The 24,452-nt window shown below is 70.7% G+C and carries 23 protein-coding genes; 13 read left to right on the top strand and 10 right to left on the bottom strand.

Annotated elements, in window-relative coordinates; genetic code table 11:
• Positions 1–4: 4 nt before the first annotated feature.
• A complete protein-coding gene (locus C0481_RS12695) occupies positions 5–832 on the bottom strand; it encodes an SDR family oxidoreductase (RefSeq protein ID WP_293404257.1) in 828 nt (275 codons plus the stop codon).
• Between the two features lie 47 nt (positions 833–879).
• Between C0481_RS12695 and C0481_RS12700 the strand changes: the two genes are divergently transcribed.
• The 3 genes from C0481_RS12700 to C0481_RS12710 are packed head-to-tail and all read left to right on the top strand — an operon-like array spanning position 880 to position 2,704.
• The gene (locus C0481_RS12700) at positions 880–1,500 is read left to right on the top strand and encodes a TetR/AcrR family transcriptional regulator (RefSeq protein WP_293404259.1); all 621 of its coding nucleotides are present in this window, start codon (positions 880–882) and stop codon (positions 1,498–1,500) included.
• On the top strand, positions 1,497–2,258 hold the full coding sequence (locus C0481_RS12705; protein ID WP_293404261.1) for an N-acyl homoserine lactonase family protein: 762 nt from the start codon (positions 1,497–1,499) through the stop codon (positions 2,256–2,258). Before C0481_RS12700 ends, C0481_RS12705 begins: the two co-directional genes overlap by 4 nt.
• A 14-nt stretch (positions 2,259–2,272) precedes the next feature.
• Positions 2,273–2,704 (top strand): nuclear transport factor 2 family protein, encoded by a 432-nt coding sequence (locus tag C0481_RS12710; protein ID WP_293404263.1) that lies wholly within the window; start codon positions 2,273–2,275, stop codon positions 2,702–2,704.
• Between the two features lie 4 nt (positions 2,705–2,708).
• Here C0481_RS12710 and C0481_RS12715 read toward each other — a convergent pair whose 3' ends face one another.
• Positions 2,709–3,581 (bottom strand): crotonase/enoyl-CoA hydratase family protein, encoded by an 873-nt coding sequence (locus C0481_RS12715; RefSeq protein ID WP_293404265.1) that lies wholly within the window; start codon positions 3,579–3,581, stop codon positions 2,709–2,711.
• Positions 3,582–3,720: 139 nt separating this feature from the next.
• Here C0481_RS12715 and C0481_RS12720 point away from each other — a divergent pair, with 139 nt between their 5' ends.
• From C0481_RS12720 to C0481_RS12730, 3 genes are all read left to right on the top strand, one after another.
• On the top strand, positions 3,721–4,587 hold the full coding sequence (locus tag C0481_RS12720) for a PhzF family phenazine biosynthesis protein (protein ID WP_293404267.1): 867 nt from the start codon (positions 3,721–3,723) through the stop codon (positions 4,585–4,587).
• Between the two features lie 97 nt (positions 4,588–4,684).
• Positions 4,685–5,662 (top strand): nitronate monooxygenase family protein, encoded by a 978-nt coding sequence (locus C0481_RS12725; RefSeq protein ID WP_293404269.1) that lies wholly within the window; start codon positions 4,685–4,687, stop codon positions 5,660–5,662.
• A 132-nt stretch (positions 5,663–5,794) separates the two neighbouring features.
• Complete coding sequence (locus C0481_RS12730) at positions 5,795–6,145, top strand: DUF559 domain-containing protein (protein ID WP_293404271.1); 351 nt, start codon at positions 5,795–5,797, stop codon at positions 6,143–6,145.
• 54 nt (positions 6,146–6,199) lie between these two features.
• Here C0481_RS12730 and C0481_RS12735 read toward each other — a convergent pair whose 3' ends face one another.
• Both C0481_RS12735 and C0481_RS12740 read right to left on the bottom strand, forming a co-directional pair.
• Positions 6,200–6,820 (bottom strand): TetR/AcrR family transcriptional regulator, encoded by a 621-nt coding sequence (locus C0481_RS12735; protein WP_293404273.1) that lies wholly within the window; start codon positions 6,818–6,820, stop codon positions 6,200–6,202.
• Positions 6,817–7,548: a CPBP family intramembrane glutamic endopeptidase gene (locus tag C0481_RS12740; RefSeq protein ID WP_293404275.1), complete on the bottom strand. Its 732-nt coding sequence runs from the start codon at positions 7,546–7,548 to the stop codon at positions 6,817–6,819. The genes C0481_RS12735 and C0481_RS12740 overlap by 4 nt, the downstream gene beginning before the upstream one ends.
• Positions 7,549–7,666: 118 nt before the next feature.
• Between C0481_RS12740 and C0481_RS12745 the strand changes: the two genes are divergently transcribed.
• Both C0481_RS12745 and C0481_RS12750 read left to right on the top strand, forming a co-directional pair.
• The gene (locus tag C0481_RS12745) at positions 7,667–8,263 is read left to right on the top strand and encodes a hypothetical protein (RefSeq protein WP_293404277.1); all 597 of its coding nucleotides are present in this window, start codon (positions 7,667–7,669) and stop codon (positions 8,261–8,263) included.
• Positions 8,264–8,289: 26 nt separating this feature from the next.
• Positions 8,290–8,718, top strand: a complete 429-nt coding sequence (locus tag C0481_RS12750) for an acetyltransferase (protein ID WP_293404279.1) — start codon at positions 8,290–8,292, stop codon at positions 8,716–8,718.
• On the opposite strand, the gene C0481_RS12755 is transcribed toward C0481_RS12750, so the two are convergent.
• Positions 8,715–10,433: a hypothetical protein gene (locus C0481_RS12755; protein ID WP_293404281.1), complete on the bottom strand. Its 1,719-nt coding sequence runs from the start codon at positions 10,431–10,433 to the stop codon at positions 8,715–8,717. The genes C0481_RS12750 and C0481_RS12755 overlap by 4 nt on opposite strands.
• Before the next feature lie 123 nt (positions 10,434–10,556).
• Between C0481_RS12755 and C0481_RS12760 the strand changes: the two genes are divergently transcribed.
• Both C0481_RS12760 and C0481_RS12765 read left to right on the top strand, forming a co-directional pair.
• A complete protein-coding gene (locus tag C0481_RS12760) occupies positions 10,557–10,880 on the top strand; it encodes a MazG nucleotide pyrophosphohydrolase domain-containing protein (protein WP_293404283.1) in 324 nt (107 codons plus the stop codon).
• Positions 10,877–11,380 carry a GNAT family N-acetyltransferase gene (locus C0481_RS12765; protein ID WP_293404285.1) on the top strand — a complete coding sequence of 168 codons (504 nt, stop codon included), beginning with the start codon at positions 10,877–10,879 and terminating at the stop codon, positions 11,378–11,380. The genes C0481_RS12760 and C0481_RS12765 overlap by 4 nt, the downstream gene beginning before the upstream one ends.
• A 7-nt stretch (positions 11,381–11,387) precedes the next feature.
• Here C0481_RS12765 and C0481_RS12770 read toward each other — a convergent pair whose 3' ends face one another.
• Positions 11,388–12,416 (bottom strand): MBL fold metallo-hydrolase, encoded by a 1,029-nt coding sequence (locus C0481_RS12770; RefSeq protein WP_293404287.1) that lies wholly within the window; start codon positions 12,414–12,416, stop codon positions 11,388–11,390.
• Between the two features lie 196 nt (positions 12,417–12,612).
• On the opposite strand from C0481_RS12770, the gene C0481_RS12775 reads away from it, so the two are divergent.
• The 3 genes from C0481_RS12775 to pbpC all read left to right on the top strand — a co-directional run bounded on the left by C0481_RS12775 (position 12,613) and on the right by pbpC (position 21,473).
• Complete coding sequence (locus C0481_RS12775) at positions 12,613–14,112, top strand: arylsulfatase (protein WP_293404290.1); 1,500 nt, start codon at positions 12,613–12,615, stop codon at positions 14,110–14,112.
• 222 nt (positions 14,113–14,334) lie between these two features.
• The gene (locus tag C0481_RS12780) at positions 14,335–19,302 is read left to right on the top strand and encodes an alpha-2-macroglobulin (RefSeq protein ID WP_293404479.1); all 4,968 of its coding nucleotides are present in this window, start codon (positions 14,335–14,337) and stop codon (positions 19,300–19,302) included.
• Positions 19,303–19,445: 143 nt separating this feature from the next.
• Complete coding sequence (gene pbpC, locus C0481_RS12785; protein ID WP_293404292.1) at positions 19,446–21,473, top strand: penicillin-binding protein 1C; 2,028 nt, start codon at positions 19,446–19,448, stop codon at positions 21,471–21,473.
• 151 nt (positions 21,474–21,624) lie between these two features.
• On the opposite strand, the gene C0481_RS12790 is transcribed toward pbpC, so the two are convergent.
• The 4 genes from C0481_RS12790 to C0481_RS12805 all read right to left on the bottom strand — a co-directional run bounded on the left by C0481_RS12790 (position 21,625) and on the right by C0481_RS12805 (position 24,371).
• Positions 21,625–22,248 (bottom strand): carbonic anhydrase, encoded by a 624-nt coding sequence (locus tag C0481_RS12790; protein WP_293404294.1) that lies wholly within the window; start codon positions 22,246–22,248, stop codon positions 21,625–21,627.
• Positions 22,241–22,885 carry a maleylacetoacetate isomerase gene (gene maiA, locus C0481_RS12795; RefSeq protein WP_293404295.1) on the bottom strand — a complete coding sequence of 215 codons (645 nt, stop codon included), beginning with the start codon at positions 22,883–22,885 and terminating at the stop codon, positions 22,241–22,243. Before maiA ends, C0481_RS12790 begins: the two co-directional genes overlap by 8 nt.
• Positions 22,882–23,565: a fumarylacetoacetate hydrolase family protein gene (locus C0481_RS12800; RefSeq protein WP_293404296.1), complete on the bottom strand. Its 684-nt coding sequence runs from the start codon at positions 23,563–23,565 to the stop codon at positions 22,882–22,884. The genes maiA and C0481_RS12800 overlap by 4 nt, the downstream gene beginning before the upstream one ends.
• A gap of 215 nt (positions 23,566–23,780) precedes the next feature.
• Positions 23,781–24,371: a DUF4142 domain-containing protein gene (locus tag C0481_RS12805; protein ID WP_293404297.1), complete on the bottom strand. Its 591-nt coding sequence runs from the start codon at positions 24,369–24,371 to the stop codon at positions 23,781–23,783.
• Positions 24,372–24,452: the final 81 nt, after the last annotated feature.

The raw sequence follows: 24,452 nt of genomic DNA on the forward strand, positions 1-24,452 counted from the left end.
GGGGTCAGAGGCCGGTGACGCCGGAGTCGACGGCCAGGGTCTGGGCGTTCACGTAGACGCTCTCGCCCGAGAGGAAGAACAGGATCGCGTAGGCGATCTCCCAGCCGGTGGCCTGGCGGCCGAACGGCCCCTTGGCGCTGGCGCGCTCGGGCCGGCCGGCGGTGGTCAGCCGCCCGAGCGGGGTGTCGACCAGGCCCGGCATGACGGTGTTGACGCGGATGCCGCGGGTCAGGCCCTCCAGCGCCATGTGCCGCGCCAGGCCGGCCAAGCCCGACTTGCTGGCGTCGTAGGCGACCAGCTGGGAGCCGGCCTTCTTCGCCGCGATCGAGGAGACGAAGACGATCGAGGCGTCGTCGTCCATGCGGTCGAGGCCGTAACGGCAACACAGCATCGGCCCGCGCAGATTGGTCGCGACGATGTTGTCCCACTCGGCCAGGTCGAAGGTGCGCAGGCCGGTCTGGCCGAAGATCCCGACATTGAGCACCAGGCCGTCGAGGCCGCCGAGCCCGGCGACCGCCTCGTCGATCATGCGGCGCACGTCGTCCTCGGAGGTGATGTCGGCCTGGATAGCGAAGGCCGTCCCGCCGTCGCGGGCGATCAGGTCGACGCTCTCCTGGGCGCTGGCCAGGCTGTAGTCGGCGACCGCGACGGCCGCGCCTTCCAGCGCGCAGAGCATCGAGGTCGCGCGGCCGTTGCCGATCGGGTCGGTGGCCGGGTCGAAGGTCCGCTGGCCACCGCCGACGACCAGGATCCTGCGGCCGGCGAGACGGCCTCGGCCTGGCGCTTCCCCCAAGGACTCAGCGCTCGGCGGCCGGACGTGCGGCGTGGGCATCGGAACCTCCCATTGACTAACTAACGTTCGTTAGGCAGAGAAATGGCATGAACGTCGCGCCCGAAGCAAGCTCCCGCGAGCGGATCCTGGAAGCCGCGCTCGACCTGTTCGCGCGGCAGGGCTTTGCGGCGACCTCGATGCGCCAGATCGGCGCCGCGGTCGGGATGCGCGCGCCGAGCCTCTACAATCACTTCGCCGGCAAGGATGCGATCCTCTCGGCGCTGATCGACGCGCACGGCCCGGCGAACTCGGCCGGACGGCTGGCCTCGCCGCGCTATCGGGCGCTGGCCGAGGACCCGGCCGGCTTCTGCCGCCAGTACGCCGCCGACTCGCTGGACCAGTGGCTGGGGCACGACGAGATGCGGTTCATGGAGCTGCTGTCGACCGAGCGCGGCCGGCTGGATGCGCACCGAGCCCAGTTCGTCGACACCCTGTTCGAGACCGAGGTCGGGATCGCCGCCGACTATTTCCGCGGCTTTGCGCTGCGCGGCCAGATCCACGCGCCCGATCCGAAGGAGTGCGCGCGGCTGTTCATGGCCGGCCTGACCTTCGTGCGCATGCAGTTCATCCTGATGCCGCCGGCGCCGGCCGAGCGCGCGGTCATCGCGCAGGCGCTGGACCGCACCGTCAGCAATTTCCTCGAACTCACCGCCCCGAGGCCGACATGACCGCCCAGCTCTACGCCTTCACCTGCGGCTACCTGACCATTCCGCGGTTCTTCATGCTCGACGGCGAGGAGGGGCTGATCACCGTGCCGGTGCCGTCGTACCTGATCGTGCATGAGAAGGGCCGGGCGCTGTTCGACAGCGGCCTGCACGACGCGACCTTAAGCGACCCGGCCGCCTATGTCGGCGAGACCCTGGCGAAGTATCACGACTTCCACTTCCATCCGGGCGAGGAGATCGGCGCGCGGCTGCGCTCGATCGGCGTCGATCCGGAAAGCATCGACGTGGTCATCAACTCGCACCTGCACTTCGACCACTGCGGCGGCAACGGCCAGCTGCGCAACGCCGACATCCTGATCCAGGCCCGCGAGCTGGCGCATGCCCGCCACGTCGAGAGCAGCAACGGCTACCTGACCAGTGACTGGGACACCGGCCAGAAGCTGCGCGCGGTCGACGGCGAGCACGACGTGTTCGGCGACGGCTCGGTGGTCTGCCTGCCGACCTATGGCCACACGCCGGGCCACCAGTCGCTGCGGGTGCAGACCGAGATCGGCGGCGAGTTCATCCTGTGCGGCGACGCCTGCTACCTGAAGGACTCGCTGGAGAAGATGCATACGCCCGGCGTGATCGCCGACCGTGAGGCGGCGCTGGCGGTGTTCCAGCGGCTGCGCGAGATGCAGGCCCGCGGCGCCCGCATCATGTACGGCCACGACCCCGAATTCTGGAAAACCATTCCCCAGGCGCCGGTGCGGCTGGGATGAGCAAGAGTGATCAGATGACCGACCTCGCCGAACGCCGCATGCAGACCGTGCGCGACCACATGCGGCTCGAATGCGAGCTGGACTTCGACGCGGTGATCGCCACGTTCGAGCACCCCCGCTACGAGATCAACGGCCTCGCGCGCGTCTATGACGGCGAGGAGGAGGTGCGCCGGTACTTCGAGCAGTCGCGCACCCCGTTCCCCGACCAGGGCAACGAGCTGATCAGCATCGCCCATGGCGGCGACACGGTGCACATCGAGATGTACCTGACCGGCACGCACCTGGGCCCGCTGCGGATCGGCGACAAGGTCGTGCCGCCGACCGGCCGCACGTTCCGCATCCGGATGGCGGCGGCGTTCGAGTTCGCGCCGGGCAGCGACAAGATCATCTGCGAGCGGCCCTATGTGGACGGCTCGCTGATCGCCAAGGACCTGGGGCTCGTCTGAGCCCCTATTCCCAGGGGTAGAACGGCGGCATCTGCGAGGCGCGGCCGGCGAACTGCGGTTCGCGCTTCTCGAGGAAGGCGGCGACGCCTTCCTTGCCGTCGCCGATGCTGGCGTAGAACATCGCCAGGGAGTCGACGCGGTGGGCCTCCAACGGGTGCGGCTGGGCGGGGTTGCGCAGCAACATCTGGCGGGCCAGGGCGACGGCGACGGGCGAGCGGCCGGCGATGAACTTGCGGGCCAGGGCTTGGGCCTCGCCAACCAGGGTCTCGGGCGTATGGATCGAGCGGGCCAGGCCGCCGCGCAGGGCCTCGGCGCCGTCGAAGATGTCGGCCGACAACACCCATTCCAGCGCCTGCTGCGGGCCGACCAGGCGCGGCAGGAACCAGCTGGAGCAGGCCTCCGGCACGATGCCGAGCTTGCCGAACACGAAGCCGATGCGGGCCTTTTCCGAGACCATGCGGATGTCCATGGCCAGCGTCATGGTCGCGCCGATGCCGACCGCCGCGCCGTTGATCGCGGCGATGACCGGCTTCTTGCAGTTGTAGATCGCCAGGGTGACGCGCCCGCCGGTGTCGCGCACGCCGTCGCGGATCACCGGGTCGTCCAGCCGATCGCGCATGTCGGCCATGGTCGGGGTCTGGCTCTCGTCGAGGCCGAAGACGTTGCCGTCGGCCGAGAGATCCATGCCGGCGCAGAAGGCGCGGCCGGCGCCGGTGACGACGATGGCGCCGACGCCGTCGTCCTCGCTGGCGCGCTCGAAGGCGGCGATCAGCTCGTGGGCCATCTCGACGGTGAAGGAGTTGAGCTGGTCGGGACGGTTGAGGGTCAGGGTGAGGACCCGATCCTCCACTTCCCAGAGTAGGGTGTTGTAGGTCATCGGCGTCTCCCCTCGTGATCTGCGCGCGCCAGTCAGCACAGCGGCGGGGCGGCGTCCAGCAGGCGCGGGCGCCTTTCCCAACGCCGGCGCGGCGGGCTATGGCGAGAGCATTGCAGGCAGGCCGGAACGGAGACCTCAGATGAAGCGGCGCTACAAGGTGGTCGATGCGTTTTCGGCCAGGCCCCTGCTGGGCAATCCGGTGGCCGTGGTGCTGGACGCCGAGGGCCTGGACGGGGACCAGATGCAGGCCATCGCCCGCTGGACGAACCTGTCGGAGACGACCTTCGTGCTGCCGCCGACGGACGGGGCCGACTACCGCCTGCGCATCTTCACGCCGGGCAGCGAGCTGCCGTTCGCCGGCCATCCGACCCTGGGCAGCGCCCACGCCGTCATCGAGGCCGGTCAGGTGACGCCGAAGGCCGGCAAGCTGGTCCAGGCCTGCGGGGTCGGGCTGGTCGAGATCACCGTCCAGGGCGAGGGCGCCGAGCGCGAGCTGGCCCTGACCCTGCCGCCGGCGCAGATCACGCCGCTGGACGACGCGGACATCGACGAGATGGAGGCGGTGCTGGGCCGCCGCGTGCTGCGCGCCCCGGCTCCGGCGGTGATGAACGTCGGCGCAATCTGGGCGGTGGCGCAGCTGGCCGATATCGACACCCTGACGGCGCTGACTCCCGACTTCGGCCGCTCGGCGGCGTTGGAGCGGCGGCTGGGGATCACCGGCCTGTCGCTGTTCGCGGTGGACGCCAGCGGCCGCGACATCGAGACCCGCTCGTTCGCGCCGTCCTGCGGGGTGAACGAGGACCCGGTATGCGGCAGCGGCAACGGCAGCATCGCGGTGTTCCGCCGGCAGGTCGGTCAACTGGCGCAGGCCGGCTGGAGCTACAGCGCCCAACAGGGCCGCTGCGTCGGCCGCGACGGCGTGGTGCGGCTGAGCGCCGACGCGGCCGGCGTGCTGCGGGTCGGCGGCCAGTGCGTGACCACCGCAAACGGGACGCTGGAGCTCTAGCCACCCTACGCGCCCTGTTGCGACGCGGCGGCCGATAGGCGATGCAGGCGGGGAAGATGCGCGCCAGGACGCGCCTCGCGAAAAAGGGAACGCCACCATGAAGACGCGCATCACCGAACTGCTCGGCATCCAGCACCCGATCGTCCAGGGCGGCATGCACTTCGTCGGCTTCGCCGAAATGGCGGCGGCGGTGTCGAACGCCGGCGGGCTCGGCATCATCACCGGCCTGACCCAGGGCACGCCCGAGAAACTGAAGGCCGAGATCGAGCGCTGCAAGGCGATGACCGACAAGCCGTTCGGCGTGAACCTGACCTTCCTGCCGGCGGTGACGCCGCCCGACTATCCGGGCTTTGTGAAGGTGATCATCGAGAGCGGGATCAAGGTCGTGGAGACGGCCGGCAACAACCCGGCCAAGTGGCTGCCGATGCTGAAGGAAGCCGGCATCGTGGTGATCCACAAGTGCACCTCGGTGCGCCACGCCCTGAAGGCCGAGGCCATCGGCTGCGACGCGGTCAGCGTCGACGGCTTCGAGTGCGGCGGCCACCCGGGCGAGGACGACGTGCCGAACTTCATCCTGCTGCCGCGGGCCGGCGAGGAGCTGAAGGTGCCGTTCCTGGCCTCGGGCGGGATGGCCGACGGCCGCAGCCTCGTCGCGGCCCTGGCCATGGGCGCGGACGGCATGAACATGGGCACCCGCTTCATCGCCACCAAGGAAGCCCCGGTCCACCAGAACGTGAAGGACGCCCTGGTCGCGGCCAGCGAGCTGGACACCCGCCTGATCATGCGCCCGCTGCGCAACACCGAGCGGGTGCTGGTCAACGCCGGGGTCGAGCGGCTGTTGGAGAAGGAAAAGGAGCTCGGCGACAAGGTCACCTTCGCCGACATCGCCGCCGAGGTGGCGGGCGTCTATCCGCGCATCCTGGTCAACGGCGAGATGGACGCCGGCGGCTGGTCGTGCGGCATGGTCGCGGGCCTGATCCACGACGTGCCGAGCGTGCAGGAACTGATCGAACGCACGATGGCCGAGGCCGAGCAGATCATCCGCGGCCGCCTGGTCGGCCTGCTGGACGCGTAAGGACGGAGTCGTAAGTCCCCCTCACCCGGCTGCGCCGGGAGCTCCCCCAGAGGGGGAGCATCTTGGCGTCTTGAGATGCTCCCCCTCTGGGGGAGCTGGCGGCCGTCAGGCCGACTGAGGGGGACTTTGACCATGGAAGCGCCCGAGCGGACACGAAGCCTGGCTCTTGGTCTCCGCAAAGCGATGAGCCTTCCCGAGGTGTTGCTTTGGAAGGCGATCAAGGGCCGTCGGCTCGACGGACTGCACTTTCGCAAACAGCACCCGATCGGGCCTTACGTGCTCGACTTCTACTGCGACAGCGCTCGGCTCTGCGTGGAGGTCGATGGCTATAGCCATGGGACCGGGTCGCGTCCGGTTCGAGACGGAAAGCGCGACGCCTGGGTGGCCGAACAGGGGATCAGGACGCTGAGGATTTCCGCCGAACTCGTGCTCGAGGACGTCGACGAAGCGGTCGCCACGATCCGTCAGGCGCTGGAGTCGTAAGTCCCCCTCACCCGGCTGCGCCGGGAGCTCCCCCAGCGGGGGAGCATCTTGGCGCTATGCGCCCGTCAGCGCCGCCAGGGCGTTGTGGCGCAGGATCGGGATCACGGCGTCCGGGTCCATCGGCGCGAAGGTCGGCGGGTAGAGCCGGGCGAGGTTGAGGCTGACCGAAAGCTGGGCGACCACCACGCGGGCGGTCGCCTGGCGATCGGGAGCGGTGATCTCCTCGCCGCACTCCAGTAGCCAGTCGGCCAGGCGCGCCGCAGCCTGGGCGTTGAGACCCGCAACCTCGTCGTGGTCGCGCTGGACCGGAGCCATGGCGCTGGCCAGCACCGCGCGGACCAGGCCAGGGGCTTTCGACACCGCCTCGGCCTGGCGCGCGACGAACCAGTCGAGGCGTTCGGCCAGGCGCTTGCCGGCCCACTTGTCGGGGGCGAGTTCGATCTCCAGGGCGGCGAGCTGGCGGCGCTGGAGGTCGGTCATCAGCACCTCGAGCAGGTCCTCGCGGCTCCTGAAGCGGCGATAGATGGCGCCGATCGAGACGCCGCCGGCCTGGGCGATCTCCTCCATCGAAATCTCGGCGAGGTCCTTGCGGGCCAGCATGGCGTAGGCGCCCGCCAGGATGCGGGCCAGGGTCTCTTCGCTGCGCTTCTGGCGCGGCGGGATCACCCGGCTCATGCACCCTGCGCCAGGCTGAGCGCGCCGAGATAGACGGCGGTCAGGCTGACCGTGTCGATCAGGCCGTGCAGCAACATCGAGGGGATCAATCCCCGGCGCGCGGCCAGCCGCACGCCCCCGAGCACCAGCCCGGCCGCGGCGGTCAGCAGCACTCCGCCGATCCCCTGATAGCCGTGGGCGAAGCCGAACACGCCGGCCTGGACCAGCAGGGCGAGGATCGCGCCGGCGCCGCCCGGGCCGAACCCGGCCTCCAGCCGCGACTGCAGGAAACCGCGGAAGATCAGCTCCTCGCCGATCGCCGCCGAGGTCCAGGCGATGGCCAGCCAGGAGAGGTACTTCCAGAGCTGTCCCTCGATGCTGGCGAAGGCGGCGGCCGAGGCCTGGGCGGGCTGGCCGAGCGCCGGCAGCACGAAGGCCATCAGCAGCCCGGCGCAGAGCGCCAGGGCCAGATAGCCGCCGCCGACCAGCAACGCGGTCCGCCCCCAGGAGCCTGTGCGGCGCAGGCCGACATCGGCCCAGGTGAGGCCACGCCAACGCAGCAGCAGCGTCGCCGCGCCCACCAGCAGCAGCATGCGCAGCGGCACCATCAGTTGGGCGACCACCGCGCCGCCGGCGTCGGGCGCCGGCAGGGCCAGCATCGCCGCGGCGGCGAGCAGGATCAGCGCCACGTCGAGCCAGGCCGTGCGGCGAGGAGCGAGCGGAGCGGCGGCGATCGGAACGTCGGCCATCAGGGCCTCCATAAATCGGAATGCGAATTTCTATTCTCAAATTGTCGACGATGTCAAGGACGCTAGCCCCGGCCGTGGCCGGGGCTAAGCTGGGCCGTCCATCAGGAGTGGAGAGGCCATGACCCCGCCTGCGATCATCCTGCTCAACGGCACGTCCAGCGCCGGCAAGAGCACGCTGGGGCGGGCGCTGCAGCGGCGGATCGATCCGCAGCCGGTCCTGACCGGGCTGGACAGTTTCGTGTTCGGACTGCTGCCGCCGGCGTGGCACAACGATCCGCACGGGGTCTATTTCTCACGCCGCAGCGACGGAGCAGTCCCGCTGCACCTGGGCCCCGGCGGCGAGGCGATGGCCCGGGCGTTCCACAGGGCGGTGGCGGCGATGGCCGATTGCGGGCTGAGCGTCATCGTCGACGACGTGCTGTTCGAGCGCTGGCTGCTGGCCGATTGGCTGGAGGCGGCGGCGGGACACGAGGTGTTCTTCGTCGGCGTGCATTGCGAGCTGGCCGAGGCCGAGCGCCGCGAACTGGCCCGCGGCGATCGGCAGCCGGGACAGGTGCGCAGCCAGGTCGACGTCGTGCACGCCCATGCCGACTACGACTGCACAGTCGACACCACCCTCAACGATCCGCGCGCGTGTGCGGCCCAGATCCTGGCGGCGATCGCAGAGCGGCGGGGGCCGAGCGCCTTCGAGCGGCTGCGAGCGGGCTTGGCCTAAGCACGTCCGCCGACTATCTGCGCGCGATGATCAGACGCGCGACAGCCGCCGACGCCCCTGCCCTGCTCGCGCTGTGGCGGGCGGCGGTCGAGGCCACCCACCACTTCCTAACGGCCGCCGACATCGACGCCATCGAGGCGCAGGTGCGCGGCTACCTGGCCAGCGACGCGCAGCTGTGGACCGTCGAGCGGGACGGCCGGCCGGTCGGTTTCATGGGGCTGGACGGCGATGAGATCGCGGCCCTGTTCGTCGATCCGGCCGTGCATCGCGGCGGGATCGGGCGGGCGCTGATGGCCCACGCGCAGGCGCGCGGGGCGACCTGGCTGGGGGTCAATGAACAGAATCCGGGCGCCATCGCCTTCTATCAGCGGCTCGGCTTCGAGGTGACCGACCGCTCCGCGTTGGACAGCGAAGGCCGGCCGTTTCCGATCCTGACCATGCGGCGACGCGTCTAGAGCGCGCAGGATCGGCCCGCAGCGGCGACCGGCGACCAGACGTACTCGGCGACCACCGGCCCTTGCGTCGAAAAGGCCGCCTGCCGCTCGACGCCGTCGCGGCGGACGACGAGTTGGACGACCGGATCGAGCCGCACGTTGGACGCGCTGTGGGCGATGCGTGGGGCGACGCCCTGGAAGGACACCAGCTCGTCGCCGTCGCGCAGGCCGGCCTGGGCCGCGGCCGACCCTGGCTGGAGGCCGGAGATCACGGCGGGCTTCATCAGGAAGGCGTCCTCGGACATGCCGAGCACCGGGCGCGGATGCTCGAGTTTGCGGCGCGCCAGGCACGGGCCGAAGGCGTCGGCGGGCGGCACGATCAGGTCGCCGGCCAGCATGGCGTCGAGCCGCGCGGGCCCGGCCTCGCCCAGCTCGGCGCGCAGCAGATCGCGCCATTTGGCCTCGTCATAGGCGCCGCCGGCGCGGCGGCTGGCGAGCATCGCGAGGACGAGATCATCGAGCGACCGCGCGCCGCCGGACCGCGCGCGGACGGCGGCGTCGAGGTCCACGAAGTACATGAAGCCACGGTTGTAGGGCGCGCTCTGGGCTGCGCCGTCGGCCCAGCGGCGACGGCCGAGTTCGGCGAACGGCGCGTCCACGACCGAGCTGTTGTAGTAGGCCCCGGTCATCACGGCGATTTCCGCGGCGGCCTCGTCCAGGCTGATCAGGCCGGCGCGCAGCGGGGCGCGGATCTTGTAGAACTCGGCCAGCCCCTCGCCGAACCAAGCGTTGGCGCCGGTGTCGCCGCTCAAGCTGCCGACGAAGTGGTGGACCATCTCGTGGGTGAACATGATGCGGCGTGAGACGTCGCTCATCTGGCCCAGGCCGTACTCCAGCATAAAGCCGCCGTTGGTGGCCCCGCCGCCGTCGCGCGGCCGCGCGAACGGCCGCATCAGCAGGACGTAGGGCGGCGCGGCGGGGTCGACGAACAGGTCCTGCAGCACGCGGTAGCTGCGCGCCGACCAGGCCGAGGCGGTCTGCGGATCGAAGGGCGGTCGGCCGATCCAGTAAGCGCTGAAGCGCTCGCCCGGCGGGGCGTAGCCCTGCACCGCGCCGCCCAGCAGGAAGATCGTGTTGATCCCGCCGGTTGGCCCCGAAAGCGAGACCGCGCCTTCGCCCAGAGTCGAGACGCCGCGCGCCCCGGCCGGCGCGGCGCTGAGGTCCCAGTCGAGCTTGAAGTCGGCGGGAACGTCGGCCGGCAGCAGCAGGAACGAGAAGAACGCGCCGCCAAAACCGCCGTCGGCGCCGCGCAGATCGTAGGACGGGCCGGGGCGACGCGGGCTCATCGCCGGGGTCACGTCGGCGGCGTAGCTCAGGGTGATCGCGCCCTGGGTCGCGCGCCTTGGACTGAAGGTGCGCATTTCGAGCGGATAGCCCGGCTCGGCCGGCGCCACCGCCATCGCCAGCGGCAGCGGGCCGGCCTCGTCGCGCGCCACGATGTCGGCCTCCGCGTAGGGTTGGCCGAGAATGGTGGTGACGCGGGCGGGAACGGTGAACAGGGTCTGGCCCGCCGCTGCTGCGAAACCCGAGACCGACTGGCGGACCTCGACCTGCGAAATCTCGCCGTTGGCGGCCAGCGGCTTCAGCACCACCGACACGGCCGGGGCCTGCGCGACCGCCGTCCACGGCGACGCCGCCGCCATGACCGCGACGGCCGCCAACACACGCATAGACATTCGAGACCTCCCGCCGAACGCCCCACACTCCCACGGGCGGTCTGCAATTGGGCGCCGATTTGCGCCCCCAGGCGGCGGGCGGTTGGCTAGACTATGCGTCGCGGTCGGCCTGTGGGGATGACGATGACCAGTTTCAGTTCGATGTCCGAGCGCGCCTGGCGGGTGCGCGAGCTCTATGCGGGGGTAGAAACTCAGCGCTACGGGCGGCCCTGGAGCCGCGAGGAGGTGGCGCTGGGCTTTGTCGGCGACGTCGGCGACCTGATGAAGCTGGTGCAGGCGGCGGAAGGCGTACGGGCGATCCCCGACGCCCCCGCCAAGCTGGCGCACGAACTGGCCGATTGTCTGTGGAGCGTGATGACCCTGGCGCGGATGTACGAGATCGACCTGGAAGCGGCGTTCGCGCGCACGATGGACGAGCTGGAAGCCGGCCTGGAGGCGCGACCGTGAGCCTGAAGATCGTGCGGGCCGCCCGGAGCGACAGCGCCCTGCTGCAGAACCTCTTCCAGCTCTACACCCACGACTTTTCGGAGTTCTGGGCCGGGAGTGCGCGCGGCGAGCTGGAGGCCGATGGTCGGTATACGGACTATCCGCTGACGCCGTTCTTCGAGCGCGCCAGCTGGTCGGCCTGGTTGCTGAAGTCGGGCGAGGCCCCGGCCGGTTTTGCGCTGATCAACGACGCCGCGCATTCGGGCCTGCCGACGCGGCGCTCGATGGCCGAGTTCTTCGTGGTGCGCAAACATCGCGGCCAGGGGGCCGGGCGCGCGGCCGCGCAGGCGCTGATCGCCGACGAGCCGGGCGGCTGGGAGATCGCCGTGGCGCGGGCCAACACCGGGGCGCTGACCTTCTGGCGCAAGGTGGCGGCGACGTGCGCGGCCGGGCCGGTCGAGGAGCTGGACATCGCCAGCCCCGACTGGAACGGGCCGGTGTTGCGGTTCGCCGCGCGCTAGGTTCGGATCAGCTCTCCAGTTCGTAGCCGGCGTCGCGCCAGGCCTTGAGGCCGCCGTCGAGAGCGACGGCGCGGGTGAAGCCGAGTTCGCGCAGGGTGGCGGCGGCCAGGGTCGAGATCTTGCCGAACTCGCAGCAGGCGAGGATGCGGACGGTGGGGTCGGGCAGCTCGGAATTGACCCGCAGCTCCAGCTGGCCGCGCGGCAGGTGGCGGGCGCCGGGGATGTGGCCGGCGTCGAAGGCGTCCTTCTCGCGCAGGTCCAGGATGACCATGTCGCCGCTGTTGCCGCCGATGCGGCCGTGCAACTCGACCAGCGACATGAACGGCACCTTGGCCGAGGCCTCGGCCAGCAGCTGGGCGACGGTCTTGCCGCCGCTCATATTGGTGCGCAGGGCCTCGGTCAGGTGGGTTGGGGCCGAGAGGTCGAGGTTCTGCATCATCGCCACGAACTCGGCGCGGTCGGTCTTCTGCAGGCGCGGATTGGCGTCGATCTCGTCGCCGATCGTCGAGTGGGTGCGGCCCTTATAGTCGTGGGCCGGGAAGACCAGCGTCTCGCGCGGCAGCTTCAGCAGCTTGTCGAACAGGCTTTCATAGAGGGCGTGGGGATCGCCGGTCGGCAGGTCGGTGCGGCCGGTGCCGCCGATCAGCAGGGTGTCGCCGGTGAACACCCGATCGGCCATCACCAAGCACATGGAGTCGCGGGTGTGGCCGGGGGTGTGCAGGGCCTGGATGCGCAGCTCGCCGACGATCAGCATGTCGCCGTCGTCGAGCCGCAGGTCGGCGTAAGGCGCGGGGCTGAGCCGGTTCATAACCACCGGCGCGCCCAGCAGCTTCTGCAACTCATGGCTGGCCGAAAAGTGGTCGGCGTGGGTGTGGGTGTCGACGATGTAGCGGATGTGCAGGCCGAGTTGGCCGGCCAGGCCGACATAACGGTCGATCTGTGAGAACTCCGTGTCGATCAGCGCGGCGGCGCGGGTGGTCTCGCAGCCCACCAGGTAGGACTGGCAGCCGCCGGTCGGTATCTGCTCGAAGATCATCGCATCGCCCCTGTTCGTTGCGGCGCGACAGTCGCGCCAACCGCGGGCGGGCGCAAGCCGAACGGCGTTACGCCTGGGGCCTTGACCCGAAGCCGCCGCAGGGGGCGGCCGGATGGCGCATGGCGCCGCTCAGGCGGAGGCTGCCGCCCCTGGGAGGCGTGTCCAGCGCCCCCGACCACACAAGGGAGCGCGCGCGATGCCGAAGGGCAAACCCAACATCCTGTTCATCATGGGCGACGACATCGGCTGGTATAACATCAGCGCCTACAACCTCGGCGTCATGGGCTACCGCACGCCCAATATCGACCGCATCGCCAAGGAAGGCGCGCTGTTCACCGACTGGTACGCTCAGCAGAGCTGCACCGCCGGGCGCGCGGCGTTCCTGACCGGCCAGTCGCCGATCCGCACCGGCCTGACCAAGGTCGGGTTGCCGGGGGCGGACCTGGGACTGAGCGCCGACGATCCCTGCATCGCCCAGGTGCTGAAGGCGCAGGGCTACGCCACCGGCCAGTTCGGCAAGAACCACCTGGGCGACCGCGACGAACACCTGCCGACCATGCACGGCTTCGACGAGTTCTTCGGCAACCTCTACCACCTGAACGCCGAGGAGGAGCCGGAGAACGAGGACTATCCGAAGGACCCCGAGTTCCGGAAGAAGTTCGGCCCGCGCGGCGTGCTGAAGTGCAAGGCCGACGGCAAGGGCGGCCAGACCATCGAGAACACCGGCCCGATGGACTCCAAGCGCATGGAGACGGTGGACGAGGAGTTCCTCGCCGACGCCAAGGACTTCATCAAGCGCAAGAACAAGGAGGGCGGCCCCTGGTTCTGCTACTTCAACTCGACCCGCATGCACGTCTTCACGCACCTGAAGGAAGCCTCGAAAGGTAAGACCGGCCTTGGCCTCTATCCTGACGGGATGGTCGAGCATGACGGCCATGTCGGCGAGCTGCTGGCCCTGGTCGACGAGCTGGGCGTCGCCGACGACACCATCGTCGTCTACACCACCGACAACGGCGCCGAGTGCTTTACCTGGCCCGACGGCGGGACCACGCCGTTCAAGGGCGAGAAGGCGACCAACTGGGAGGGCGGCTTCCGCGTGCCCTGCGCCATCCGCTGGCCCGGAACCATCGAGCCCGGCAGCGTGATCAACGAGATCTGCGCGCATGAAGACTTCCTGGCCACCTTCGCGGCGGCGGCGGGCGACGCCGACATCGTCGAGCGGATCCGCAAGGGCGGGAAGATCGGCGACAAGACCTTCAAGGTGCACCTCGACGGCAACAACCTGATCCCCGCCTTCAAGGGCGAGGCCAAGGAGTGGCCGCGGCAGGGCTTCGCCTACTGGAGCGACGACGGCGACCTGATGGCGGTCCGCGTCAAGCAGTGGAAGGTCGCCTTCATGGAGCAGAACAGCGAGGTGAACCACAAGACGCCGCTCGGCGTCTGGCAGGGCGCCTTCACGGGGCTGCGCGCGCCGATGTTGTACAACATCCGCTCAGACCCGTTCGAACGTGGGCCGGAGAGCATCTACTACGGCGACTTCTCGGCGCACCGGATGTTCCTGTTCGTGCCGGCCCAGGCGATCGTCGCCAAGCTGCTGGAAACCTTCAAGGAGTTCCCGCCGCGGGCCAAGGCGGCGAGCTTCACCGTGGGCGACGCCATGGAGAAGATCAGCACCGCCAGCCCGAACCAGAACTGACCGCGCGCGGGCGCGACCGACGGAAGGGGCGAGCCGGGGCTCGCCCCTTCTTTTCGTGTGGGCCGGGTGGGGACGAACGCCTACCGAAGATTGACGCCGCGGAGCCTTTCGCGTCCCCTGGCTGCGACATTCCGTCCAGCTTGAGAGAGACCGATGGCGAGCGACCAGACGCCGGAGACGCCGACCCCGAAAGGCTGGCTGGCCAAGCTTCGCGCCAGCAGGATGCCGGGGCTGATGGCGGCCGGGCTGGTGATCGCCGCGTTCGGCGGCGGGGTGCTGTCGGCCAAGGGCGTCGACTGGTTCGGCAAGCCCTCGCAGGAAACTCAGGTCGCACCGGGGACGCAGGGCTGGTCGCTGTTCGGCAAGCCGCGCGACGCCAAGGCGGCGCGGCGCGGCATCCCTAAGCCGGAAGGGTTCGCGGTCTGGCGCCACCGGATCGACACCTCGGCCAACCAGCCGGCCGCCTGCGTGGAGCTGACCCGGGCGCTGGACCCGGCCAAGTCCTATGCCGACTTCGTGCTGGTCTCGCCGGACCTCGGCGGGGCGCCGGCGGTGACGGTGAAGGGCTCGGAGCTGTGCATCGGCGGGACCGGCTTCGCCGACCGCCGGGTGACGTTGCTGAAGGGGCTGCCGGCCAAGAACGGCGAGACCCTGGCGGCCAACGCCGACGTCGATTTCACCTTCGGCGAGCGGCCGCCCTTCGTCGGCTTCGCCGGCGAGGGCGTGATCCTGCCGCGCGAGGATTCCGACGGGATCGGGATCGAGACGGTCAATGTCAGCCGGCTGTCCGTCGAGGTCTGGCGGGTCGTCGACCGCAACCTGGTGCGCAAGTCGATCAGCGCTCCCGACCCCACCGCCGAGGGCGAGTGGCCCAGCGATTACGGCTCCGACAGTCCCGACGACGAGGGCCGGGTGGTCTGGAAGGGCGAACTACCGGTGACTACCCAGGGCGCCGGCGAGCGGGTGACGACGGTGTTCCCGCTGGGCGCGGTGCTGAAGGAGATGAAGCCCGGCGCCTATGTGATCAAGGTGCGCGACGCCTCCGGCGGCCGCTCGATCAAGGGCGAAGGTTCCGACGACGACTATGATCCCAATCCGCCGGCCCAGGCGCGGCGCTGGGTGGTATTCACCGACATGGCGCTGTCGGCCTATGACGGGTCCGAAGCGCTGGACGTGGTGGTCCGCTCACTGAAGACCGCCAAGGTGATGCCGAACGTGCGCGTGACCTTGGTGGCGCGCAACGGCGAGGACTTGGCCGCGGCGCAGAGCGACGCCCAGGGGCGCGTGCGCTTCGACCGCCCGCTGCTGGACGGCGAAGGCGCGGCCGACGCCAAGATGGTCATGGCCTACGGCGCCCAGGGCGACCTGGCGGTGCTGGACCTCGACCGCGCGCCGGTGGACCTGTCCAAGCAGGGGATCGGCGGGCGCACCGAGGACAGCGGCGTCTCGGGCCGCACCGCCCAGACCGCCATCGACGGCTATCTCTATGCCGACCGCGGCATCTATCGGCCCGGCGAGACGGTGCACCTGAACGCCCTGCTGCGCGACCGCGAGGCCAAGGCGGTGAAGGATCGCAAGGGCGCGGTCGTGGTCCGTCGCCCTTCCGGCGTCGAGTACAAGCGCTACGCCTTCGACAAGGCCCCGCTGGGCGCCGTGCCGGTGGACATCGCCCTGCCCAAGAGCGCGCCGCGCGGGCGCTGGACCGCCAAGCTGGAGATCGACGGGCTGGACAAGCCGGCCGGCGAGCTGTCGTTCCAGGTCGAGGACTTCGCGCCGCAGCGGCTGGCGGTGACCGCCGTCGGCCAGGAGGCCGTGCCGCTGAAGGCCGGCGAGACCCGCAACATCGACGTCACCGCGCGGTTCCTCTACGGCGCGGCCGGCGCGGGCCTGCAGACGCAAGGCGAGGCGCGGCTGCGCGTCGACCCCAACCCGTTCCCCGCCTTCGAAGGCTATCAGTGGGGCGACCAGCGCGAGCCGTTCGCCGAGAAGTTCCTGGAGATCGGCCAGACCGTCACCGACGGCGCCGGCCGCGCGGTGCTGGCCTTGTCGTCGGAGGAAGCGGGCGACACGCCGCAGCCGCTGACCGCGGCCTTCACCGCCAGCGTCTTCGAGCCGGGCGGGCGCCCGGTGCGCGAGGGCCTGGACCTGAAGGTGCGGACCAAGGCCGTCTATCTGGGCGCCAAGATCGACCAGGGGGATTCGAACGGGTCGGGCGACCCGACCATGCTGATCGACCTGATCGCGGTGAACGCCGCCGGCCAGCGGATCGCCGCGCCGGGCACGACCTACACCCTGATCTCGGAGAACTGGGACTATGACTGGTTCCAGCAGGACGGCCGCTGGCAGTGGCGGCGGACGAGCCGCGACGTGGTGGTGGCCAAGGCCAATGTGAACCTCGCCGCCGGCCAGCCGACCCGGATCAGCCGCCGGCTGGGCTGGGGCGACTACCGGCTGGAGATGACCGGGCCGGGCGGCTCCAAGAGCGTCATCCGCTTCGCGTCGGGCTGGGGCGCGCCGGCCAAGGACGTCGAGGCCCCCGACTTCGTGCGGGTCAGCGCCGGGGCCAAGCCCTATGCGCAGGGAGACACCGTCGAGATCACCCTGAAGCCGCCCTATGCCGGCGAAGCGCAGATCGCCGTCGCCACCGACCGGCTGATCGACCTGAAGACCGTCACTGTCGGCAAGGACGGGGCGACGGTGCGGCTGAAAACCAGCGCCGCCTGGGGCGGCGGGGCCTATGTGCTGGTCAGCGTGGTGCAGCCGCGCGATCCGGTCGCCTCGCCCAAGCCGCGGCGGGCGCTGGGCCTGGTCTATGTGCCGCTGGACCCGAAGGACCGGAAGCTGAGCGTCGAGCTCAACACCCCGGCCAAGATCGACTCCAAGGCGCTGGTCGAGGTGCCGATCACCATCAAGGGGGCCGGGTTCGCCGGGCGAGCCAGGGTCACCCTGGCGGCGGTCGACGAGGGCATCCTGCAACTGACCAAGTTCCAGAGCCCCGATCCGGTGAAGTGGTACTTCGGCAAGCGGGCGCTGACGCTGGACTACCGCGACGACTACGGACGGCTGCTGGACCCAAACTTGGGGGCGCCGGCCAATGTCAGCTTCGGCGCCGACGGCATCGGCGGCGAGGGTCTGTCAGTCACGCCGATCAAGACCGTGGCCCTGTGGTCGGGCGTGGTCGAGACGGGCCTGGATGGCAAGGCGGTGATCAAGCTGCCGGCCGCCCAGTTCAATGGCGAGCTGCGGCTGATGGCGGTGGCCTGGACCGACACCGCGGTCGGCTCGGCCAGCAAGCCGCTGACCGTGCGCGAGGCGGTGGTCGCCGACCTCGCCCTGCCCCGGTTCCTGGCGCCGGGCGACAAGGCGTTCGCGACGCTGGAGCTGCATAACATCGAGGGCAAGGTCGGGTCGTACATCGCCGAACTGACCAGCGGCGGCGGGGTGCTGGCGCCGTTCAAGAAGGCGTTCCAGCTGGCGCTCGGCCAACGCGTGGCCGAGAAGATCCCGTTCAGCGCGCCGGGCCGGGCCGGGATCGGCCAGGTCGGCTTCAAGGTCTCCGGCCCTGGCTTCTCGACCGCCAAGGACTATCCGATCCAGACGCGGCTGGGCTGGAGCCCGATCACCCGGACGACCTACGAGCTGCAGCAGCCGGGGGCGGCGTTCACGCCGGCTTCCAGCCTGCTCGCGGGCCTCGCGGCCGGCGACCTCACCCTGCACGTCAGCTACTCGCCGTTCCGCGGCTTCGACCCGGCTCCGATCGCCAATGCTCTGTCGCGCTATCCCTATGGCTGCACCGAGCAGACCGTGTCGGGCGCCTATCCGCTGATCTATGCGGCGGAGGTCGCCAGCGATCCGAAGCTGAAGCGCTCGTCGGTCGCCCTGGCCGGCGCGGTCGGGCGGCTGCTCGACCGTCAGACCCTGGACGGGGCCTTCGGGCTCTGGCGGGTCGGCGACGGCGAGGCCGATCCCTGGCTGGGCGCCTATGTCACCGACTTCCTGCTTGAAGCGCAGAAGGCCGGAACGCCGGTGCCGCAGGAGGCGATCGACCGGGCGCTGAGCGCCATGCGCCAGGTCTCGCGGCCCGAGGGCTGGGCCTCGGTCTCCTACCGGATGGAGTATCCGGACTGGTGGGCCGGCGGGTCGGACGCCTCGAAGAAGGCGACCGAGCGGATGCGCAGCCGCGCCTCGGCCTATGCGCTCTATGTGCTGGCCAAGGGCGGGCGCGGCGACCTGGCGCGCCTGCGCTGGTGGCACGACGTGCAGATGAAGAGCGAGGCCTCGCCGCTGGCCAAGGCGCAAGTCGGCGCCGGACTGGCGATGATGGGCGACAAGGCCCGGGCGCGCTCGTCCTTCCGCCAGGCGATCGCCGCGCTCGGCTATCGTGACGAGGCCGACTGGTACCAGAGCCCGCTGCGCGACATCGCCGCCGTGACGGCGCTGGCCTACGAGGCCGGCGAGACCGACCTGGCGCGCGGGCTGCAGAAGCGGCTGGAGAACGCGGTCAAGGATCCGGACAGCCTCAACACCCAGGAACAGGCGCGGCTGCTGCAGGCGGCGCACTGGATGCTGAAGGCGGTCGGGGCGATCCGCATCGACGCCCAGGGCGTCCAGCCGCTGACCGCGGTCGGCGGCGCCCCGCGCTGGGCGGTCGGCAAGCTGGCCGATGCCCGCTTCGTCAACGCCGGCAAGGGCGCCCTGTGGCGCACGGTGACGGTGACCGGCACGCCGGTCGCCCCGCCGCCCGCCGAGGACAACGGCATCACCCTCTCCAAGCGGTTGGTCGGGTTCACCGGCGGATCGGTCGATCCCTCGGCGCTGACCCAGGGCGAGCGGGTGATCGTGGTGGTGTCGGGCCGCTCCGGCCAGAGCCGCTCGATGTCGCTGGTGGTCGATGATCCGCTGCCGGCCGGCTTCGAGATCGAGACCGTGCTGGGGCCGGACGACGCCCAGAGCGGGCCGTTCAAGTTCCTCGGCGAGCTCTCCAGCGCCGACGTCCAGGAGGCCCGCGACGACCGCTATGTCGCGGCCATGGACCTGGCCGGCAAGGGCGGCTTCACCTTCGCCTATGTGGCGCGGGCGGTGACGCCGGGCGACTTCCTGCTGCCGGGGGCGCAGGCCAAGGACATGTACCGTCCAAGCCTGAACGCGCGCACCGGCGCCAGCCGCACGGTGATCGCGCCCGGGCCATGAGTACGGACTCCAGTTCCTCCCCTCTTGGGGGAGGTGGATCGATGCGCAGCATCGAGACGGAGGGGGACCGCACTCCGGAGTCAAAGTCCCCCTCAGTCGGCCATGCGGCCGACAGGTCCCCCAGTGGGGGAGCAACTAAGAGCGTGCGTCGCCTCACCCTCGGCCTCATTGCGCTGCTCGGCGTGGAGGTCGCGGTGTTCGCGGCCGACGCCGCGCTGCCGCCGGACATGGGGCGGGCCGAGCGGTCTTCGCCGGTGGCGCTGGATCGGCGCGGGGCGTGGCTGCGGGCGCTGCCGGTCGAGGACGGGCGCTGGCGGATCCGGGCCGACCTGACGCGCACCGACGACAGCTTCCAGAAGCGGCTGGTGCAGATCGAGGACGCGCGGTTCTGGATCCATCCCGGCGTCGATCCGCTGGCGGTGGCGCGGGCGGCGGGGTCGGCGATCGCCAGTGGGCGAGTCAGCTCGGGCGCCTCGACGCTGAGCATGCAGACCGCGCGGCTGCTGGAGCCGCGGCCGCGGACCATTTCCGCCAAGCTGATCGAAATGGTCCGGGCCGTGCAGATCGAAGCGCGGCTCTCCAAGCGCGAGATCCTGGCGCTGTATCTGACGCTGGCCCCCTATGGCGGCAATCTGGAGGGAGTGCGGGCCGCCAGCCTGTCGTACTTCGGCCACGAGCCGGAGACCCTGACCGCCGGCGAGCAGGCGTTGCTGATCGCGCTGCCGCAGTCTCCAGAGGCGCGGCGGCCCGACAAGCGCCCCGAGGCGGCGCGTGCGGCGCGGCGGGCGGTGCTGGACAAGATGATCCGCGCCGGAGCGCTGAGCGAGGTCGCCGCGGCCGAGGCCGAGCAAGAACCCCTGCCCGGCCGCGCGCCGTTCCCGGCCCTGGCCTGGCACGTCGCTGGCGAGCTGGCGCGGGCGGCGCCGGTGGACCAGGCTTCGGTGCTGACCACGCTGGACGCCGGCCTGCAGGCGCGGCTGGAGCCGCTGGCCGCCCGGATGGCGCAGAGCCAAGGCCCCGAAGCGACGACGGCGATCCTGGTGGTGGAGCTGAAGGGCCGGGCGGTGCGCGCGGCGGTCGGTTCGGGCGGGCTGGCGCGACCCGGCGGCTGGATCGACATGACCCGGGCGGTGCGCTCGCCGGGCTCGGCGCTGAAGCCGTTCATCTACGGCTTTGCGTTCGACGACGGACTGGCGGCGCCCGACACCCAGATCGACGACGCCGCGCGGCGGTTCGGCGACTACCAGCCCGAGAACTTCGACCGCATCTTCCGCGGCAAGGTCACGGCGCGCGAGGCGCTGACCTATTCGCTGAACGTGCCGGCGGTGGAGCTGTTGGACAAGGTCGGGCCGGCGGCGTTCGAGGCGCGGATCGACGGGGCCGGGGTGAACCTGGTGCGGCCCAAGGCGCAGACGCGCGAGGCGGGGTTGGCGATGGCGCTGGGCGGGGTCGGGATCACCCTGCGCGACCTGGCGGTGCTGTACGCGGCGCTGGGCGACGGCGGCGTGGCCAAGCCGCTGGCCTGGACGCAGGACGAGGCGGCGCGGCGCGAGCGCCAGGGCGGCCGGCGGCTGATGCGGCAGGAGGCGGCCGAGCAGGTGCTGGCCATCCTGCGCGAGACCCCGCCCCCGGCCGGGGCGACGGCGACGGCGCTGACCAGGGGGCGGCCGGTGATGGCGTTCAAGACCGGCACCTCCTACGGGTTCCGGGACGCGGTGGCGGCGGGGCTGGTCGGGCGCTACGTGATCGTCGTCTGGACTGGCCGGGCCGACGGCGGCGCGCGCGGCGGCCTGACTGGGCGCGACGCGGCGTTGCCGCTGCTGTTCGACGTCGCCGACCTGATCGACGCCCCGGCCAGCGCCCCGCGGCCGATCGCGCCGCGCGGCGCGCCGAGCGCGCTGCAGCGCCTAGAGACCCGCGAGCAGGGCCCGCGGCTGATCTTCCCGCCCGACGGCTCGACCGTGCAGGTCGAAGCGTTCGGGCCGGCCTCGCGCGGCCTGGTGCTGGCGGCCGGCGGCGAGGGCCTCTCCTGGTACGTCGCCGGCGAGCCGCTGGCCGCCGATCCTGTCAGTGGACGGACGATCTGGCGCCCGAAGGGCCCGGGCTTCTACCGGCTGACGGTCGTCGACGACCAAGGCCGCAAGGCCGGCGCCCGGGTGCGGGTGAAGTAGCTGCATCTGATCCTCCCCTCTTGGGGGAGGTGGATCGGCGCGGAGCGCCGAGACGGAGGGGGACTGCTCTCAAAGCAGAAGCGTCGAAGTCCCCCTCAGTCAGCCATGCGGCTGACAGCTCCCCCAGAGGGGGAGCAACTAGGCTCGGTCCCTACTGTCCCTCGTCGCGGGCCTTGTCGAGGTCGACGGGGCCGCTGATGGTGCAGTTCTGGTCGGTGACCAGGCCGTTGGCGATCGAATAGACCCAGCCGTGGACGCTGAGGCTCTGGCCGCGGGCCCAGGCGTCCTGGACGAAGACGTCCGAGGCGACGTTGCGGACCTGGCGCATGACGTTGAGTTCGATCAGGCGGTCGATGCGCTCGTGGTCGTGCAGGACTTCCAGCTCGTCGCGGTGCTCGGCGTAGACCTCGCGGATCGGGTGCAGCCAGTGGTCGACCAGGCCGCGGCGCTTGCCGTCGACGGCGGCGGCGACGCCGCCGCAGCCGTAGTGGCCAACGACCATGATGTGCTTCACCTTCAGCACGTCGACGGCGAACTGCAGCACCGACAGGTAGTTGGCGTCCTGCGGCGGGGCGAGATTGGCGACGTTGCGGTGCACGAACAGCTCGCCCGGATCGAGATTGACAATCTCATTGGCCGGGACGCGGCTGTCGGAACAGCCGATCCAGAGATATTCGGGGCTCTGCTGGGCGACCAGGCGTTCGAAGAAGCCGGGGTCGACGGAGAGCTTTCCAGCCGCCCAGCGGCGGTTGTTTTCCTTCAGGTCCTCAAGCATGCACGGCGTCCGGTTGGCGATCAGGATGGGCGGCGGCGAAGGCCGGGTGCGCGCCCGCATGGGCGGCGGCGGCGGCGATCGCGGGGAACGGGGAAAGGTCGACCTCGTAGCGCTGGGCCGAATAGACCTGGGGCACGAGGCAGCAGTCGGCCAGGGTCGGCGTGTCGCCGAAGGCGAAGCCCTGGCCGTGGCGCGCGACCATCGGCTCCAGCGCCGAGAAGCCGTCGACGATCCATCGCTGGCTCCATTCGAGGCGGCCGGCCTCGTCGACGCCGAACTGCTCAAGCGCCTTCTGGATGCGCATGTTGTTCAGCGGGTGGATGTCGCAGGCGACGATGGCGGCCATGGCCCGCACGGTGGCGCGGTCAAAGGCGTCCGTCGGCAGCAGGGCCGGCGCAGGATGGGTCTCCTCCAGCCATTCGAGGATGGCCAGGGACTGGACGAGCACGTGGCCCTCGGTCTCCAGCGCCGGGGTCAGGTGCTGACGGTTGCGCTTGGTGACGTAGTCGTCGGCGTGCTGCTCGCCCTTCAGCAGGTTCACCCCGACATAGCCGTAGTCGAGGCCCTTTATGTTGAGGCCGATGCGGACGCGGTAGGGCGCGGTGGCGCGCCAGTAGGAATGCAGGGTGAGGCTCATGCAGACACCGTGAACTTGAGTTGGCCGACGCCCTCGACCTCGCCCTCGACGAGGTCGCCGGGGACGATGGGGCCGACGCCCTCGGGGGTGCCGGTGAAGATCAGATCGCCGGGGGCCAGCGTCCAGAGCTTGGAGGCTTCGGCGATCACCTCGGCGAGGTTCCAGATCATGTCGGCGACCTGGCCTTCCTGGCGGACCTCGCCGTTGACGGAGAGCGCGATGCGGCCCTGCGGCGGGGCGGCGTCCCACTTGCGGATCGCCGAGATCGGGGCCGAGGCGTCGAAGCCCTTGGCGGCGTCCCACGGATGGCCCTTGGCCTTGGCGACGTTCTGCAGGTCGCGGCGGGTCAGGTCGACGCCGACCGCATAGCCGTAGACGAGGCCGAGCGCCTGCTCGACCGGTACGTCGGCGCCGCCGCCCTTCAGCGCGACGACCAGCTCGATCTCGTGATGCAGGTCGTTGGTGCGCGGCGGGTAGCGGACCTCGCCGCCCGGCGGGACGATCGCGTCGGCGGGCTTGGCGAAGAAGAACGGGGGATCGCGGTCGTCGCCGCCCATCTCGCGCCGGTGGGCGGCGTAGTTGCGGCCCACGCAAAGGATGCGGCGGACCGGGAAAACCGCCGCCTCGCCCTCCACGGGCACGGAGGCGGGAGCATGAGGCGGCAGGACATAGGATGTCATGGCGCCGCCTTACGCCTGGGAAGGGGTGATGTGAACCCTGCCGTAATGGGAGGACGGGAGGTTTTTTGCGGGATGCGCCGGTTGCGGCCCAATTGCTCCCCCGCTGGGGGAGCTGTCAGCCGGATGGCTGACTGAGGGGGCTTGCTGAGTCAGCAGTCCCCCTCCGTCGCGCTTCGCGCGCCACGCCCCCAATGGGGTGAGGAACTAGGCTGACGCTACTTCACCGCGTCGCGGATCGTGCGGGCCTTGTCGAGGTGCTGCTGCACGGTCGGGGCGGTGGCGGCGGCGAAGGCCTTGATGGCCGGGACGTCGCCGTCCTGGGCGTAGCGCTGCAGGACATCCAGCGCGGCCTGGTGGGCGTCGACCTGATTGTCCATGTAGGCCTTGTCGAAGTTATCGGCCTTGCCGAGGTCGGTCAGCTTGTCCTGCAGGTCCTTGGGCAAGACGGTCGGCAGCGCCAGAGCGGTCTGGCCGGAGTCGGCGATCGCCTTCTTCAGGCCTTCGGTGGTCTTGGTGTGGGCCGTGACCATGTCGGCGGCGAACTTCTTCACCTCGGGGCTCTTGGCCTTGGTGGCGGCGAGCTTGGCGGCCTCGACCTCGAACATGTCGCTGGCGGCCGCCTTGGCGACGAAGTCGGGGGCGGCCGCCTCGTTCGACGGCGTGATCACCGTCGCGGCCGGATTGGCGTCAGGCGTCGCGGCCTGCTCGGCCGGCGTGGCCGCGCCCTTGGTGTCGGTCTTCTGCCCACAAGCGGCCAGCGAAATGGCAGCAATAGCCGCGCCCGCGATCAGCAGGTGACGGGTCATCAAACCCTCCTAAGATTGACTAAGATGATCGGCGCGGGTCCAACGGACGGCGCACGGGTCGAAAACTCACAGACGCGTGAT

Source organism: Phenylobacterium sp., from assembly GCF_013822795.1.
GTDB lineage: Bacteria > Pseudomonadota > Alphaproteobacteria > Caulobacterales > Caulobacteraceae > Phenylobacterium.